17 protein-coding genes and 1 tRNA gene are annotated in these 15905 nt (G+C 72.0%); 14 read left to right on the top strand and 4 right to left on the bottom strand.

Going from position 1 to position 15905, the window contains the following annotated elements:
* The first annotated feature begins 41 nt into the window (after positions 1-41).
* The 9 genes from ABD944_RS01935 to ABD944_RS01895 all read left to right on the top strand — a co-directional run bounded on the left by ABD944_RS01935 (position 42) and on the right by ABD944_RS01895 (position 9087).
* On the top strand, positions 42-1373 hold the full coding sequence (locus ABD944_RS01935; protein WP_345171643.1) for a glycosyltransferase 87 family protein: 1332 nt from the start codon (positions 42-44) through the stop codon (positions 1371-1373).
* The gene (locus ABD944_RS01930) at positions 1373-1831 is read left to right on the top strand and encodes a DUF4446 family protein (protein ID WP_345171835.1); all 459 of its coding nucleotides are present in this window, start codon (positions 1373-1375) and stop codon (positions 1829-1831) included. Before ABD944_RS01935 ends, ABD944_RS01930 begins: the two co-directional genes overlap by 1 nt.
* A gap of 110 nt (positions 1832-1941) precedes the next feature.
* A complete protein-coding gene (pheA, locus tag ABD944_RS01925; protein WP_345171641.1) occupies positions 1942-2880 on the top strand; it encodes a prephenate dehydratase in 939 nt (312 codons plus the stop codon).
* A 71-nt stretch (positions 2881-2951) separates the two neighbouring features.
* Positions 2952-3593, top strand: coding sequence for a DsbA family oxidoreductase (locus ABD944_RS01920; RefSeq protein ID WP_345171639.1), 642 nt, complete (start codon positions 2952-2954; stop codon positions 3591-3593).
* Between the two features lie 116 nt (positions 3594-3709).
* Complete coding sequence (locus ABD944_RS01915) at positions 3710-4816, top strand: hypothetical protein (RefSeq protein WP_345171637.1); 1107 nt, start codon at positions 3710-3712, stop codon at positions 4814-4816.
* An 87-nt stretch (positions 4817-4903) separates the two neighbouring features.
* On the top strand, positions 4904-5968 hold the full coding sequence (locus ABD944_RS01910) for a hypothetical protein (RefSeq protein ID WP_345171635.1): 1065 nt from the start codon (positions 4904-4906) through the stop codon (positions 5966-5968).
* 15 nt (positions 5969-5983) lie between these two features.
* On the top strand, positions 5984-6790 hold the full coding sequence (locus ABD944_RS01905; RefSeq protein WP_345171633.1) for a class I SAM-dependent methyltransferase: 807 nt from the start codon (positions 5984-5986) through the stop codon (positions 6788-6790).
* A gap of 100 nt (positions 6791-6890) precedes the next feature.
* Positions 6891-8150 (top strand): serine--tRNA ligase, encoded by a 1260-nt coding sequence (gene serS / locus ABD944_RS01900; RefSeq protein ID WP_345171631.1) that lies wholly within the window; start codon positions 6891-6893, stop codon positions 8148-8150.
* A gap of 133 nt (positions 8151-8283) precedes the next feature.
* On the top strand, positions 8284-9087 hold the full coding sequence (locus tag ABD944_RS01895; RefSeq protein WP_345171629.1) for a Cof-type HAD-IIB family hydrolase: 804 nt from the start codon (positions 8284-8286) through the stop codon (positions 9085-9087).
* Positions 9088-9129: 42 nt separating this feature from the next.
* Here the strand turns inward: ABD944_RS01895 and ABD944_RS01890 are convergent, their stop codons facing one another.
* On the bottom strand, positions 9130-9669 hold the full coding sequence (locus tag ABD944_RS01890) for a bacterial proteasome activator family protein (protein WP_345171627.1): 540 nt from the start codon (positions 9667-9669) through the stop codon (positions 9130-9132).
* 13 nt (positions 9670-9682) lie between these two features.
* Positions 9683-10639, bottom strand: coding sequence for an NAD(P)H-quinone oxidoreductase (locus ABD944_RS01885; RefSeq protein ID WP_345171625.1), 957 nt, complete (start codon positions 10637-10639; stop codon positions 9683-9685).
* Between the two features lie 172 nt (positions 10640-10811).
* Here ABD944_RS01885 and ABD944_RS01880 point away from each other — a divergent pair, with 172 nt between their 5' ends.
* The 4 genes from ABD944_RS01880 (at position 10812) to ABD944_RS01865 (ending at position 13975) form a co-directional block, all read left to right on the top strand.
* Positions 10812-13163 (top strand): MinD/ParA family ATP-binding protein, encoded by a 2352-nt coding sequence (locus ABD944_RS01880; protein WP_345171623.1) that lies wholly within the window; start codon positions 10812-10814, stop codon positions 13161-13163.
* Positions 13164-13184: 21 nt separating this feature from the next.
* A complete protein-coding gene (locus ABD944_RS01875; RefSeq protein ID WP_345171621.1) occupies positions 13185-13553 on the top strand; it encodes a cupin domain-containing protein in 369 nt (122 codons plus the stop codon).
* 78 nt (positions 13554-13631) lie between these two features.
* Positions 13632-13720, top strand: a tRNA-Ser gene (locus tag ABD944_RS01870).
* Positions 13721-13810: 90 nt separating this feature from the next.
* Positions 13811-13975, top strand: a complete 165-nt coding sequence (locus ABD944_RS01865; protein WP_345171619.1) for a hypothetical protein — start codon at positions 13811-13813, stop codon at positions 13973-13975.
* Between the two features lie 3 nt (positions 13976-13978).
* Here ABD944_RS01865 and ABD944_RS01860 read toward each other — a convergent pair whose 3' ends face one another.
* Positions 13979-14719, bottom strand: coding sequence for a M15 family metallopeptidase (locus ABD944_RS01860; RefSeq protein ID WP_345171618.1), 741 nt, complete (start codon positions 14717-14719; stop codon positions 13979-13981).
* A 162-nt stretch (positions 14720-14881) separates the two neighbouring features.
* Between ABD944_RS01860 and ABD944_RS01855 the strand changes: the two genes are divergently transcribed.
* Complete coding sequence (locus tag ABD944_RS01855; RefSeq protein ID WP_345171616.1) at positions 14882-15304, top strand: hypothetical protein; 423 nt, start codon at positions 14882-14884, stop codon at positions 15302-15304.
* On the opposite strand, the gene ABD944_RS01850 is transcribed toward ABD944_RS01855, so the two are convergent.
* Positions 15301-15762: a MarR family winged helix-turn-helix transcriptional regulator gene (locus ABD944_RS01850; protein ID WP_345171614.1), complete on the bottom strand. Its 462-nt coding sequence runs from the start codon at positions 15760-15762 to the stop codon at positions 15301-15303. The two genes, ABD944_RS01855 and ABD944_RS01850, sit on opposite strands and share 4 nt — an antisense overlap.
* Positions 15763-15905 lie beyond the last annotated feature (143 nt).

Below are 15905 nucleotides of genomic sequence, written 5' to 3'. Positions count from 1 at the left end.
CAAGAGCCCTACCACCGGGCAGGGGCCATATCCTGCGGGCTGTGGACGGTCTGATGGCGCGGGATGCCCGCGAAACCCCCGGTGAGGCGGCCGGCGACCCCGCCCGGTGGGGCGCCCGCGACCTTCTCGTCCTGCTCGCCGGGATCGCCGTCGCCGTGGTCGCGGCGGCGCCGATCGTCCAGCGGTGGCTCGGCAACCAGCCCGACCAGCGGCTCGTCGACCTGGAGGTCTACCGGGAGGGCGGGCTGGCGGTGCTGCGCGGCGCGCCCCTGTACGACTTCCTCACGCAGCCGCCGCAGCTGCTCCCCTTCACCTATCCGCCGATCGCCGCCGCCCTGGCGGTCCCGTTCACGCTCCTGCCGTGGCGCGCGGCGCAGTGGACGTGGACGGTGCTGATCTACCTGTCGCTCGTGGTCGTCGTCTGCTACGCCTTCCGCGACCTCATCCGCCGGACGGGGCGCTGGGCGCCGCTCACCGCGGGCGTCCTGGTCGCGGCGACGGCGTGGCTCGACCCCGTCCGCGACCAGGTCAGGTTCGGGCAGGTCGGGCTGTTCCTGCTGGCCATGTGCCTGGCCGACTGCTGCGCCCGCACCGCGCGCTGGCCGCGCGGCATGCTCGTCGGCCTCGCCCTGGCGATCAAGCTGGTGCCGGGCGTCTTCCTGATCTACTTCCTGGTCACCGGGCGGCGGGACGCGCTGGTCAACGCCGTGCTGACCGCCGTCGTCGCCACGCTGGGCGGGTTCGCGCTGCTGCCGTCCGACTCGTCCGCGTACTGGTTCGGCGCGCTGCTGGAGGGCGGCGACCGGACGGGCGCGGTCGACGGCACCACCAACCAGGCGATCCACGGGATCGTGGCCCGCATCCTGGACGAGGGGCCGGCCCGGACGCTGGTGTGGCTGGCCCTGGCGCTGGTCGTCGCCTGGTTCGGCTTCGGGTGGGCCCGCCGGGCGACGCTCGCCGCGGACGCCGCGACCGGCGCCGACGCCTCCAGCCTCCTGCTCGCCGGGGTCGCGATCGTCGGGCTGCTGTCCGTCGTCCTGTCCCCTGTGGGGTGGATTCATCATCTTGTGTGGATGATCGCGGTACTGGGGGCTTTGGTGGGAGATGGGCGTGACACGCGAAGATGTCTGGTCGCGTGCGCCCTGTGGCTGCTGTTCCTGTTCCCGGTCCCGTGGTGGGCGCGCGGGCTGATCGGCCCGGATCATTCCCCTGTAACGGTTTTCGCGGGCCAGGTGCTGCGCGACTCGTTCGGGCTCGCCGCGCTGGCCTCGATCCTGGTCCTCGGAACATGGCTGGTGAAACGGCTCGATCCGGACAACCACCCCCGAGATCCTTCGCAACGGCAGGTCGGCATGGGTACGCTCGGCGCGTGATGCTCGTCGCAGTGGCCGTCGCCGGCCTGGTCGCCGGGGTTGCGGGGCTCTCCATCGCGGTGGTCGCGCACAACCGGGTCAACCAGGTCGTCGACGAGTGCGGGGAAATGCTGAGGCGCCAGCTCCAGGTCGCGAGCGGCGAGGTGGACGAGCGCGCCCTGCGCGATCTCGCGATCGTGCACTACGACGCGCTCAAGGAGATGTCCGGGCACCGTTCCTTCTCCCTCGCGCTGATCAACGCGGTCGGCGACGGGGTGGTGGTGAGCTCGATCAACGGGCGGACCGAGACGCGGACGTACGCCAAGGCCGTCCAGGGCGGCCACGCCGTCGAGACGCTCTCCCCCGAGGAGAACCAGGCCCTGCGGGCCGCCCGGCTCGGCAAGGGCCCCATCGTCTCGATGGACGACCCGCTGCCCGACTTCGGCAACGGCGCCCGCACCCCCACGGCGCGCGCCTGAGGCGGAGCCCGCCGCGCCTGAGGGGCCCGGGCTCCGGGCGGTAGACTCGGCTTTCTCACCATGCCTCTAGACGGCTGCCGCACAGCCGAAACACGCCCCGGGGGACCCCAGTGACCGCAGACGACAGGCAAGCGCGCTACGCCTACCTGGGTCCGCGGGGCACCTTCACCGAGGCGGCGCTGCTCACCCTCCCCGGCGCCGCCGGGGCCGAGCACATCCCGTACGCCACCGTCCCGGCGGCCCTCGAAGCGCTGCGCCGCGGCGAGGTCGACACCGCCGTCGTCGCGCTGGAGAACTCCGTCGAGGGATCGGTCCCCACCACGCTGGACGAGCTGGCGACCGGGGAGCCGCTCCAGATCGTCGGCGAGATCCACCTGCCGGTGTCCTTCGCCCTCCTCGTCCGTCCCGGCACGGCGCTGGACGACATCAAGACCGTCGCGTCCCACCCGATCGCGCAGCCGCAGTGCCGCCGCTGGCTCCAGGAGAACGTCCCGGACGCCGAGTGGCGCGCCGCGACCTCCAACGCCGAGGCCGCCCAGCACGTCGCCGACGGCCACTACGACGCCGCGCTCGCCGGCTCGTTCGCCGCCGCCCGCTACGGCCTGTCGGTCCTCGCGGAGGACATCCACGACGTCGCCGACGCCGTCACCCGCTTCGTCGTCCTGAGCCGCCCGTGCCCCCCGCCGGCCCCCACCGGCATGGACAGGACGACCGTCGTCGCGTTCATCGGCGAGGACCACCCGGGCGCCCTGCTGGAGATCCTCACCGAGTTCTCGGTCCGCGGCATCAACCTCACGCTGATCCAGTCCCGCCCGACCGGCGCGGGCCTCGGCTCCTACCTGTTCTGGATGGACTTCGAGGGCCATGTCGCCGACGCCCGCGTCGGGGAGGCCATGATGGGGCTGCGCCGCGTCTGCGCCGACGTCCGCTTCGTCGGCTCCTACACCCGCGCCGACCAGGTCCGCCCCGAGATCCGCCGCGGCACCCACGACGCCGACTTCACCGAGGCCGCCGCCTGGATCACCGGCATCCGCACCGGCCGCGCCTGAGCCCGCGCGCCGGAAATCAACGGCGCCGGGGACGTGTTGGCACGGTAGACCGTCCTGAGAAAGGTGTCTTCGTGCGTATTGAGATCTGGGCCGACGTCGTGTGCCCCTGGTGCTATCTCGGCAAGCGGCATTTCGAGCGCGCCCTGGAGGGTTTCGAGCACCGGGACCAGGTCGAGGTCGTCTACCGCGCGTTCCAGCTCGACCCCTCCTTCCCGCCGGGCGAGACGGTCGACGTGGCCGACATGCTGGCCGAGAAATACGGCATGACGCGCGACGAGGCCGTCGAGAAGAACCGGGAGATGGAGCAGCGCGCCGCCGCGGCCGGCCTGGAGTACCACCTCGAAGGCCGCCAGGCGGGCAACACCGCCGACGCGCACCGGCTCGTCTACCTCGCGGGTCAGCGCGGCGTGCAGGGCGCGGTCGTGGAGGCCCTGTTCAAGGCCTACTTCACCGACGAGCGCCCGGTGTTCGACCGGGACACCCTCGTGGACGTGGTGGCGGAGGCGGGCCTGGACGCCGCCGAGGCGCGCGACGTGCTCGCGTCCGACGCGTTCGCCTCGGAGGTGGACGCCGAGCAGCGCGCGGCGCGGGACATCGGCGCGACCGGCGTGCCCTTCTTCGTCATCGACCGCCGCTACGGCGTCTCGGGCGCCCAGCCCGCCGAGACGTTCGCGCAGGTCCTCGACCAGGCGTGGGCGGACGCGCACCAGTAGCGCCCGCCGCCTCCCCGCCGTGACGCAACCGAGATCATCACGGCGCGTCCCGGCGGCAACCGGTTGTCGATCTTGGGCGTCCTCTTCACACCAGTGAACAGTGGAGAGGTCGTTCCGTGCGCCGAATGCTCGCCCTCGTCGCGGCCCTTGCCGTGGCTTCCCCCGTCACCGCGGCCCCCGCACACGCGGCGGCACCCCTGCGGGTGCCCGGTGACCGCGCACCGGCGCCGACGGGCTCGCCGCTGATCGCCGAGCAGCGGCTCAAGACCCGGTTGACGATGAACGTCCCGGACCGCCTGCTCGTCGGTGAACGGGTTCCCGTGACGGGCCGGCTCGAAAGTCAGGACCTCGACGGCACATGGGGCCCGCTCGCGGGCAAACGGCTCGATCTCCGGTTCAACCGGTCGTCGAGCCCGGACTGGAACACGATCGCCGCTCCGGTCACCGACGCCGACGGTTACTACAGCGTCCGGGTCCTGGTGGTCGAGAACGGCGCCTGGGCGATCGATTTCGCGAACGATCCGGTCAACCTGCCGGACGACTACTACAGCTACGAGACGGCGTATGCCCACACCGACGTCCGCCAGGTCACGCACCGGACCTCCATCAGCGGTTTCAACGCGACGCCCGAGCCGGTGGGTCTGGGCGGCACCATGCGGGCGTCCGGCACCGTGATGTTCACGATGGCCGACGGGACGAAGAGACCCGCGGGCGGCGCCACCGTGCGGCTCCAGTTCTCGACCGACGGGAAGACCTGGAAGGACAAGACCGCGCAGTCGCCGGGCGGTGACGGCCGGTTCGCCGTCGACGTGAAAGCCGAGCGTGACGGCTACTGGCGAGCCAGGGTCCCCGACGACGACGGCTACCTCGTGGTGCCCTCCGTCAGCGGCGCCGACTACGTCGACGTGCGGTACCGGACGTACATCCACCAGTTCAACGCCTCGCCGGAGCCGGTGAGGAAGGGCGCGGCGATCACCGTCAAGGGCCTGCTGTACCGCTACATGCCCGCGGGGAAGCCGGGCCCGGGGGCGCCGGTCTCCATCTACTTCAAGGCCAAGGGGTCGTCCACCTGGACCGGCGTCGCGGTGGTGAGGACGGCGAGCAACGGCTGGTTCGGCAAGAAGTTCAAGGCGTCAAAGGACGGTTACTGGACGGCGGTCTACAAGGGCGGCTCCACGTACATGCGCTCCAACCAGCCGGCCGACTACGTGGACGTGCGCTGACGTGAGGGAAGCGTGATCACCGGCTGTCAACCGCCCGTCAGCGTCGGACGTCAACTCCATACCAGTATTCAGTGGAGAGGTTTCGCCTTGCGTCGCTCATCCGCACTGCTCGCCACCACCGCCCTCACCTCGTCCCTCTTCCTCGTGCCCGGCGCCGCCCACGCCGGCGCGACCGATGTCACGACCCGGGCCGCCTCCCTCACCGTCGACAAGCAGGCCACGGTCATCACCGGTCAGATGCGGCCGGAATCGCCCGTGAGTCCGGGCTCGGTGATGACCGTGCGCGGCAGAGTCCTCCGGCAGGGCACGCGTCCCGAGCCCGTGGAGGGGCTGGAGATCCAGCTCGATGTGCCGCCCGACCTCCTTGAGGCCGGAAGCATCACGACGACCCGGACGCTCGCGGACGGCACCTTCCGCGCCGCCTTCACCGTCGGGCGGCAGGTCGGGAAGTCGGGCACCGTGACGGCGCGCTTCGAGGGGAACGAGTCCCTCACCGGCAGCCAGGTCGACCTCGGGACGCTGAAGATCCAGAACTACTCCGAGATCGACGGCTTCAACGCCATCCCCGAGCCGCACGCCTACCGCGAACCGATCGTCGCGGACGGGCGACTGTACGTCCGGCCCGGCGACACCGGCGCCACGGACCTGCCGGTGTACCTGGAGTACTCCCTGGACGGCAAGAAGTGGAAGGCCTGGGCGAGCCAGACCCTGGCGCGGCCCGTGTACTTCACTTTCAACGATCCCAAGCTGGTGACGAAGGACGCGTACTGGCGCGTCCGCTACCCGGGCAGCCTCCTGACCATGCCGGCCGTCAGCTCCGTCGACTTCGTCGACGTCAAGTACCGGACGGAGTGGTACGTCTTCAACGCCTCGCCCGAGCCGGTGAGGAAGGGCGGGACCCTCACGGTCAAGGGGCAGCTCTTCCGGTTCCGGGACCTGGCGAGCCCGGCCCCGAACGCGCCCGTGTACGTGTACTTCCGGCGTGCCGGCACCGCGAAGTGGGTCCGGATGGCGGCGACGAAGACCAACGTCTACGGCTGGTTCTCCAAGAAGTTCAAGGCGTCCGCGGACGGCACCTGGAAGGCGGTCTACAAGGAGTCCTCCGGGTACATCGGCTCGACCTCGCCGGCCGACACCGTGGACGTCCGCTGACGTAGGCTGCGGGGCGTGGCGAAGGACTTCGACCTTTACGAGCGGGAGCTGTGGGCCGGGCGGGCCCCCGCGTACGAGCGGGGATTCGCCCACGTCACCCGGTACATGATCGAGCCGCTGCTGGACGCGGCCGGGGTGACCGGCGGGACGCGGCTGCTCGACGTCGGCACGGGGCCCGGGTTCGTCTCGCGGGAGGCGGCGCGGCGCGGCGCGCTGGTGTCGGCCATGGACGCCGAGCCGGGCATGGCGGAGACGGCGCGCCGGAACGTCCCCGGGCTGGACGTGCGGGTCGCCGTCCTGCCCGAGGTCCCGTTCGAGGACGCGGCGTTCGACGCGGTCGCGGGCAACTTCGTCATCAACCACGTGGGCGCCCCCGACGTGGCGCTGGCCCGGCTGCGGCGCGTCCTGCGCGAGGGCGGGCGCCTGGCGATGACCTGCTGGATGATGCCGGGCAGCGGGGCCCTCGCGGTCGTCCGTGAGGCGATCGAGGCGGCGGGCGTGCCGTGGCCGGACGACATCCCCGAGCCGCCGTTCCTGGAGTACGGCGAGCCGGCGGCGTTCGGTCGGCTCGTCGCCGAGGCCGGGTTCGCCGACGTCGCGGTCGAGGAGGTGACCTGGGAGCACGTCGTCGACCCCGAGGAGTGGTGGGAGACGGGCGCGCTGGCCCGGGTCGGCACGAACGGCGTGGTCGTCGGACGGCAGGACGCGCCGACCGTCGCCCGCGTCAAGGCCGCCTACGACGAGATCGTCGCGGACTACGCGGCCGGCGACGGGAAGGTGGCGCTGCCCGCGCACGCGCTGCTGGCCGGCGGCGTCCGCTAGCGGCGGCGGTCGGAGGCCTCCCCCGGCGGCGGCGGCCGGCGGACGCGAACCGCCGATACTCGCGCGCGGACGGGGGCGTCGGGCCGGTAGCCTCGGGTCTGTGATTGACCTGCGAGCTCTTCGAGAGGATCCCGAGCGGCTGCGCGCCTCGCAGCGCGCCCGCGGTGAGGATGACGGCGTCGTCGACCGGCTGCTCGACCTGGACGGGAGGCGCCGCTCCGCGCTGACCTCGTTCGAGCAGCTCAGGGCGGAGCAGAAGAGTTTCGGCAAGTCGGTGTCCAAGGCGCAGGGCGACGAGCGGCAGGCGCTGCTGGCCCGTGCCAAGGAGCTGGCGCAGCAGGTGAAGGAGCGCGAGGCCGAGGCCGACCGCCTCGGCGAGGAGCTCGACGCGCTGCTCAAGGGCGTCCCGAACCTCATCGAGGAGGGCGCCCCGCCCGGCGGCGAGCAGGACTACGTCGTCCTGGAGCACGTCGGCGAGCCGACCGCGTTCGACTTCGAGCCGAAGGACCACCTGGAGCTCGGCGAGAGCCTCGGCGCCATCGACATGGAGCGCGGCGCGAAGGTGTCGGGCGCGCGGTTCTACTACCTGACGGGCGTGGGCGCGCGGCTCCAGTACGCGCTGCTGAACCTCGCCATGGAGCAGGCCGTCGCGAGCGGGTTCGTGCCGATGTACCCGCCGGTCCTGGTGAAGCCGGAGGCGATGGAGGGCACCGGGTTCCTCGGCGCGCACGCCGCCGAGGTCTACCAGCTCCCGCAGGACGAGCTGTACCTGGTCGGCACGTCGGAGGTGCCGCTCGCCGCGTTCCACATGAACGAGATCGTCGACGAGCTGCCGCGCCGGTACGTGGCCTGGTCGTCCTGCTTCCGCCGCGAGGCCGGCTCCTACGGCAAGGACACGCGCGGCATCATCCGCGTCCACCAGTTCGACAAGGTGGAGATGTTCTCCTACTGCGACCCGGCCGACTCCCACGCCGAGCACCTGCGGCTGCTGGAGTGGGAGAAGGAGATGCTCGGCAAGGTCGAGATCCCGTACCGGGTGATCGACGTCGCGGCGGGCGACCTCGGCGCAAGCGCCGCCCGCAAGTACGACTGCGAGGCGTGGGTGCCGACGCAGAACACCTACCGCGAGGTCACCTCGACGTCGAACTGCACCGAGTTCCAGGCGCGGCGCCTGGCGGTGCGGTATCGCGACGCCGACGGCAAGAACCAGCCGGTGGCGACCCTGAACGGGACGCTGGCGACGACGCGCTGGATGGTCGCGATCCTGGAGAACCACCAGCAGGCCGACGGCTCGGTGCGAGTTCCGAAGGCGCTGCAGAAGTTCCTGGGCCTGGAGGTCCTGGAGCCGGTCAAGCGCTGAACGCGCGTGGAGCGGGGCCCGTCCTGACCGGGACGGGCCCCGCTCGCGTCTCCGCGGGCCTTGGGGCGATGCCGGGAGCCGGGCGTGTCAGGGCACTGGCCTAGGGTGTGTCCCATCTGCCCAGGAAGGTGACATGACTGAGTCCTCGCCGCGTGTGATCGCCACCGACCTCGACGGCACGATCGTGCGCTCCGACGGCACGATCTCCGCCCGGACCGTCGCCGCCCTCGCCCGGGTCGAGCGGGCCGGGGCGATGCTCGTCATGGTCACCGGGCGGCCGCCGCGCTGGATGACGGAGATCGCCGCGGCCGTCGACCACCGCGGCGTCGCGATCTGCGCCAACGGCGCCGTCCTCTACGACCTGCACACCGAGACCGTCCTGCAGGCCAACGAGATCGCGCCGGACGTGCTCGCCGAGGTGATCGGGCGGCTGCGCGGCGTCGTGCCCGAGCTGCGCTTCGCGGTGGAGTACCCGACCGGGTTCGTGTTCGAGGCCAGCTACGACCTCGGCCGGTGGGACGCGGCGGCGCTCGGCGGCCGGCCCGTCGACGACGCCGAGCTGGTCAGCAGGGGCGGGACCAAGCTGCTCGCCTTCCACCCGGCCGCCGACCCCGACGCGCTCTCGGCGAAGGCGGTGCGGGCCGTCGGCGACCTCGTGACCGTGACGCACTCCTCCGGGCGGGGGCTGCTGGAGATGAGCGCGCTCGGCGTCACCAAGGCCAGCGCCCTGGCGGCCCTGTGTACCGAGCACGGCATCACCGCGCGGGACGTCACCGCGTTCGGCGACATGCCCAACGACCTGCCGATGCTGACCTGGGCGGGCACGTCCTACGGGGTGGCGAACGCGCACCCGCTCGTGCTGGCCGCCGTGGCGCACAAGACGTCCCGCAACGACGACGACGGCGTGGCCGAGGTCCTGGAGCGGCTCTTCCCATAGCGCGGCCGCACCCGCTGCGGGGTGCGGCCGGAGTCGTGCGTCCTACAGGTAGGGGCCGGACGAGCGCGGACCGGGCTTCGGCTCCTCCTCGACGCCGGGGGGCATCATTCCCGCGGGCAGGGCGCGCCGCATCTGCTCCAGCTGCGCCCGCGCCGCCATCTGCTGGGCGAACAGCGTCGTCTGGATGCCGTGGAACAGGCCCTCCAGCCAGCCGACGAGCTGCGCCTGCGCGATCCGCAGCTCCGCGTCGCTCGGCACCGTGCCCTCGGTGAACGGCAGCGACAGCCGCTCCAGCTCCGCGACCAGCTCGGGCGCGAGACCGTCCTCCAGCTCCTTGATGGACGACTGGTGGATCTCCCGCAGCCTGGCGCGGCTCGCCTCGTCCAGCGGGGCGGCCTTGACCTCCTCCAGCAGCTGGCGGATCATCCCGCCGATCCGCATGACCTTCGCCGGCTGCTCGACCATCTCGGTCACCGACTTGCCCTCGGACTCGCCCTCGCCGCCGCCCTCGACGGTGATGCCGCCCGGGCCCAGGACGAGCACCTGGGGCTCTTCCGACTGCCTCTTCGAAGCCTCGCTCATAAACTCCACATCCTCACACGGTCAGCAGGATCTTGCCGACGTGACCGCTCTCTTCCATCAGTTCGTGCGCGCGCGACGCTTCGGCCATGGGGATCCGCCGATCGACAACCGTCCGGATCCGTCCCGACTCCAGGAGCGGCCACACATGCTCCCGGACGCCGGCCACGATCTCCGCCTTCTCGTCCAACGGACGGGCCCGCAAAGTCGTGGCGTGCACCAGCGCCCGCTTGCGCAGCAGCATGCCGATGTCCAGCTCCGCCTTCGCGCCGCCCTGGAGCCCGATCACCATGAGCCGCCCGCCGGTGGCGAGGGCCTCCACGTTGCGGCCGAGGTACTTGGCGCCGATGAGATCGAGGATCACGTCGTAGGGGCCGCTCTCGACGAAGTCGTCCTCGCGGTAGTTCACGGTGACGTCCGCGCCGAGCTCCCGGCACCGCTCGGCCTTCTCCGGGCTGCCGACCGTCGTCACCACGCGCGCCCCGCGCGCCTTGGCGAGCTGGATGGCGAACGTCCCGATGCCGCTGCCCCCGCCGTGGACGAGCAGCGTCTCGCCCTCGCGCAGCCCGGCCAGCATGAACACGTTCGACCACACCGTGCAGGCGACCTCCGGGAGCCCGGCCGCCTCCACGACGTCCACGCCGCGCGGCACTGGCAGCACCTGCGAGGCGGGGACGGCGACCCGTTCGGCGTAGCCGCCGCCGCTGAGCAGCGCGCACACCTCGTCGCCGACCTTCGGCCCGGTCACGCCCTCGCCCAGCCCGGCGATCCGTCCGGACACCTCAAGGCCCGGGTACGGGGGAGCGCCGTCCGGCGGGGGATAGAAGCCCAGGCGCTGCATGACGTCGGCGCGGTTGACGGCGCTCGCCGCCACGTCGATCAGCACCTCGCCCGGTCCCGGCGCCGGATCCGGCACCGGAGTCCATTCGAGGACGTCGGCTTCGCCCGGTTCGCGAATCACGATCGCATGCATACCGGTCACGCTACCGGGCGGGTCCAAGACGCCCCCGGCCCCCGGGCCCGGCCGCGGCAAGGCCGATCTACGCGCGGGATGCCCGGTATTGACGCACCGGTATCCTGCGTGGGGGTCTTTTTGCCCGCCTGCACCGTGTGGATCATCAGAGGCGTGCCCGAGGGGGAAAACGGTGGCGAGGAACGAGCACGACGGGCGCTCCCTGGAGGAGCGACTGGCCTCTCTGGACGCGATGAGCGGCGACGCGGCGGGTCCGTCCCCCGCCCCCGAGGGCGCGCAGCCCCCGGCCCAGGAGCCCGAGGAGCAGGACGCGCAGCCCGCCCCCGCCGAGCCCGCCGCCCTGAACGACGAGCCCTGGCTCGCGGCGCCCCCCGCCTTCCAGGAGTCCCCCGAGAACTTCGGCCCGCCGCAGCCGGCGCCCTACGAGGGCGGCCCTATGCCGCAGCCCTTCGACGGCGGGATGCTCCCGCCCCCGTACGCGACGGGCGGCTACCAGTCCCAGCCGTCCCCTTACGACACCAACGGCAACGCGGCCCCGCCCCTCGACCAGCTGCCGCCCTACCCGGCCGACCAGTTCGGCCGCCAGGACGCGCCCGGCCAGGCGTACCAGTCCGTCGACCCCGCCACGGGCCAGCCCTACCCGCAGGACACCGACGACTCGGGCCGCCCGTACGTCCCCCTCGACCCGGCCACGGGCCTCCCCCTCGCCCCCGAGCCGAGTGCGGAGGGGCAGCAGTTCCCGCCCGTCGACCCGAGCACCGGTCAGCCGTTCCAGCCGGGCCCGCCCGCTCCCGGCCAGCCCTACCCGCCTGACCCGAGCATGCAGGACCCCATCCTGTTCGGCCCGAACGCGGAAGGCCAGCAATTCCCCCCGACGGACCCGAACGCGGGGCAGCCGTTCGCGCCTGACCCGAACGCGGGCGGTCAGCCGTACCCGCCGGTCGACCCGAACGCGGGGCACTCGTTCGCGCCTGACCCCAACGTCGGCGGGCAGTCCTTCCCCTTCCCCCAGGTGGACCCCACCGCCGCTGGTCAGCCGTTCCTGCCTGACCCCAACGCGGGCGGCCAGCAGTTCTCTCCGATGGACCCCAACGCCGGGCGGCCGTTCGCGCCTGACCCGAATGCGGGTGGCCAGCAGTTCCCGCCGATGGACCCCAACGCCGCGGGTCAGCCGTACCCGCCGATGGACCCGAATGCCGCGGGTCAGCAGTTCCCGCAGGTGGACCCGAACGCGGGGCAGCCGTTCGCGCCTGACCCGAACGCCGGGGAGCCGTACCCGCCGATGGACCCCAACGCCGCTGGTCAGCCGTTCCCGCCGGGCCCGCCCGCGCCGGGCCAGCCGTATCCCCCGATGGATCCCGCCACCGGCCAGCCCTACGCGCCCGACCCGAACGCCGGGCAGCCGTACCCGCCCGTCGACCCGAACACCGGCCGGCCCTACGGGCCTCCCGTCGACCCGGCCACCGGGCAGCCGTACCCGCCGCAGGGCTACGGGTATCCGGCCGGGCCCCCGCAGGGGGAGGGGCAGTACCCGCAGGCGCCCGGACAGATGACGGGGCCGGGCCATCCCGCCCAGCAGCAGCCGCAGAGCGCCGACAGCCTCAGCTCCGAGAACCTGCTCGGCGAGCGCCGCATCGCGCCCTCGTCCGGCTGGCGGCGCGCGGTCTACAAGGCGACCGCGGGCAGCATCCACCCGGGCGAGTCGCAGGGCGACCTGCGCCGCAAGGACCTGATCGGGCGGGCGCGCACCGCCGTGGCGGGCGGCCACCACCGGGTGGCCGTCATGTCGCTGAAGGGCGGCGTCGGCAAGACGACCACGACCACCGGCCTCGGCTCGATGCTGGGGTCGCTGCGCGGCGACCGCGTCATCGCGGTGGACGCGAACCCCGACCGCGGGACGCTGTCGGACAAGGTCAGGCTGGAGACCGCCGCGACCGTCCGCGACCTGCTCAACAACCGCGACCAGATCCACCGGTACGCCGACGTCCGCGCGTTCACCTCGCAGAACGAGGCGCGCCTGGAGATCCTCGCGTCCGACCGCGACCCGGCGGTCAGCGAGGCGTTCAGCGCCGAGGACTACGCGGCCGTCGCCGTCGTCCTGGAGCAGTACTACTCGGTCTGCATCACCGACTGCGGCACCGGGCTGCTGCACTCGGCGATGGCGGGCGTGCTGAGCCTGGCCGACCAGCTCGTCCTGGTCAGCTCCCCGTCGGTGGACGGCGCCCGGTCCGCGAGCGCCACCCTCGACTGGCTGGAGGCGCACGACCACGGCCACCTGGTCCGCAACGGCGTCGTCGTCCTGTCGATGGTCCGCAACCGCACCCGCAGCCAGGTCGACCTGGACAAGCTCCAGGCCCACTTCGAGAGCCGCTGCCGCGCCGTCGTCCGCATCCCCTACGACGACCACCTGGAGGAGGGCGCCGAGGTCGAGCTGGAGCAGCTCGCCCCCGGGACCCGCGAGGCCTACCTGACGCTCGCCGCCGTGGTGGGCGACGGCTTCGCCTTCCAGCGCCCGCAGCTCTGACCTGGGCTACCGTTGCCATCTGTGACGGACGACGACGGTGTGTACGTGGGGAAGGCGGCGCCGGACGCGGCCGCCGACCGCGGGTGGCTGCTCGGGCACTTCAAGGCCCCCGGCGACCTGCGGCACAGCGCCGAGGTCGAGATCAAGTGGGGCGTGCACCCCAAGGGCGAGCGCCGCGCCGCGTGGACGGACGGAGAGAAGCGCACCGCCCTGCTCGTGCTGATCAGCGGCCGCTTCCGGCTGGAGTTCCCCGGCCGCGACGTCGTCCTCGCCGAGCAGGGCGACTACGTCGTGTGGGGACGCGGCGTCGACCACTCGTGGGAGGCCGAGGAGGAGTCGGTGGTGCTCACGGTGCGCTGGCCGTCCATCCCCGGCTACCGCGTCCCCTGAGCGCGGTCGCCATATGCGGTCGAACGCAACCGCCCCCGCCCGCTATCGTGGGCGATGACCGCCGCGAGGCGGTCACCTGGAGAGTTCGCATAGTGGACTAGTGCAGGCGCCTTGAAAGCGCCCAGGGCTGGGGACAGTCCTCGTGGGTTCGAATCCCACACTCTCCGCTCACAGGCCGGGAACCCCCGCTGCGACTCGGGATGCTCTCGTGGTGAAATCGTCCGACTCGGGCGGAAGGGTTCGTTACCCTCTTCGGCATGTCGCAGACACCGCAGGATCCTGCAGGCACGACGCACCAGTTCCAGAACTTCGCCAGCCAGGGGCAGCCGGAGAAGTCCGGCCCGAACATCGGCCTGATCGTCGGCATCGTCGCCGTGGTGGCCGTCGTCGCGATCCTCGTGATCGCCCTGATGATGATGTGACGCTCAGCGGCCCGAGCTGGAGAAGTGCTGGTAGTCGCGGGCGCCGCTCCAGGTGCCGCCCCAGCTCCAGCCGATCGAGGCGAACGCCTTGACGACCTTGTCGCCGGCGTGGATGACGCCCGGGTCGTCGTTCTTGCGGTTCTTGTACTTGACGCAGTCCTTGTGCGCGACCCGCCCGTCCGCGTAGACGTACGGGTTCTGGCACGGGTTGATGTCGACCGCGAGACCGTAGGCGTGGTTGGAGAACGAACTCGACCCGGTCGCCTGGCGGCAGTTGAACGCCGAGGTGTTGTTCGCCTCGATCGAGTCGAAGTCGCTGCCCTTGTACTTGTCGACCGGCTCCATGCGCTCGATGGGGTACCGCATGGCGTACAGCTTCCTGAACACCTTCACCAGGTCGCCGGCCGCCTTCGCGTTGACGACGAGCCGCCCGCCGGTGTGCGGCTCGTCGTCCATCCCCCAGTAGGTCATCTCGATCATCCGGAGCCCGGAGGGCGACACGGGGCAGCCGCGCCGCCACGAGTACTTGAGGTCCCCGGCAGTCACCTTCTTGATCGTGGACTGGAAGCCCTGGCGGGTCGGGGACGGCGACGGGGAGCCCGGAGCGGACGCCGTCGGCGGGGTCGCCGGGGGCGCCGACTCGCCCGTGTCGCCGCCGCCGCGGCCACATCCGGCCGCGGCGAGCGGCACGGTGAGCAGCGTGGCGAGGAAAGTCGCGGTTCCTTTGGCCCTCCTACCTGGCATCTTTGCAGCATACGCAGGTCATGGGGTGCGCACGCCGGGCCGGGTATTCGCTACGGTGCGTTTGAAGGCGCGCTCGCCGGAAAGGGCCGGGACGGACGGGCCGTGATCCTCAACCTTCCGCCGGGCATGTCGCCCGGCGGGCGCCGGCCCCAGGGAGCCGGGATGGCGGAACCTCAGGAGAGGGACCTCCCAAGCCTCGAAGACGAGATCTTCGCGGTCGCGCACAGCGTGGAGGTCGAGCAGGCTGCGCATGCGCATCCCCTGCTGCAGACGGAGAGGGCGCAGGTCGCCGCGGAGCGCGCGCGGGCGTTCCTCGTCCGGGACGTCAAGGCGCTGGCGGCGGGCATGGCGGCGTTCGTGTTCGTCGACGCCGTGATGATGTATCCGCCGCTGATGATGAGCCGCCGGCCCAGCCTGATGCCGCAGTTCGTGACGCTGCTGGTGCTGGCGTTCGGGCTCGGCGGCCTGCTCGTCTGGAGGGTCGGCGGGCGGTGGCGGACGTTCGGCATCGGGATGATGCTCGCCTGGGGCCTGCTGACCCTGCTGTCCGTCGGGTTCCTGACCGGGGTGACCGCCCCGCTCTAGGACGCGCCGCCGAGCCGCTTGAGGACGACGCTGAACGCGCGCCCGATGGCCTCCAGGTCCTGGGGCTCGACCACGTCGACGAAGAACGTCCGGACGACCTCGACGTGGTCGCGCGCGGCGCGGTCCAGCGCGGCGAAGCCCTCGTCGGTCAGGTGGGCGTAGACGCCGCGCTTGTCGTTCGGGCAGCTGTCCCGCTTGACCAGGCCCTTGGTCTCCAGGCGGGAGCAGGTGTGGGAGAGCCGGCTGCGCGACTGGCTGGCGTTGTCGGCCAGCTCCGCCATCCGCAGCCGCCGGTCGGGCGCCTCCGACAGCCGGACGAGGATCTCGTACTCGGAGTTCGACAGCCCGTGCTTGGTCTTGAGATCGCGGTCCATGACCTCGGCGAGCCGGACGCTGCCGTCCACGTATGCCCGCCAGTCGCGCTGCTGGGCGGCGTCGAGCCAGCGAGGTTCGGTCATGTCCCGATTATAGCTCACACATTGAAGATTCAACTAACTCTCGCTATTTTCAGCCTAACAGGACGGGCGCCCCCGTCCGAGGAAATAGTTGAAGCATCAACTACGTTGCAGGGACCATGCGCCGCCCGATCGCGGACGGACAC

It is taken from the genome of Actinomadura verrucosospora, from assembly GCF_039540335.1.
GTDB lineage: Bacteria > Actinomycetota > Actinomycetes > Streptosporangiales > Streptosporangiaceae > Spirillospora > Spirillospora verrucosospora.
Note: the sequence above shows the minus strand (reverse complement) of the source record. Positions and strands in the feature narration are given on the sequence as shown.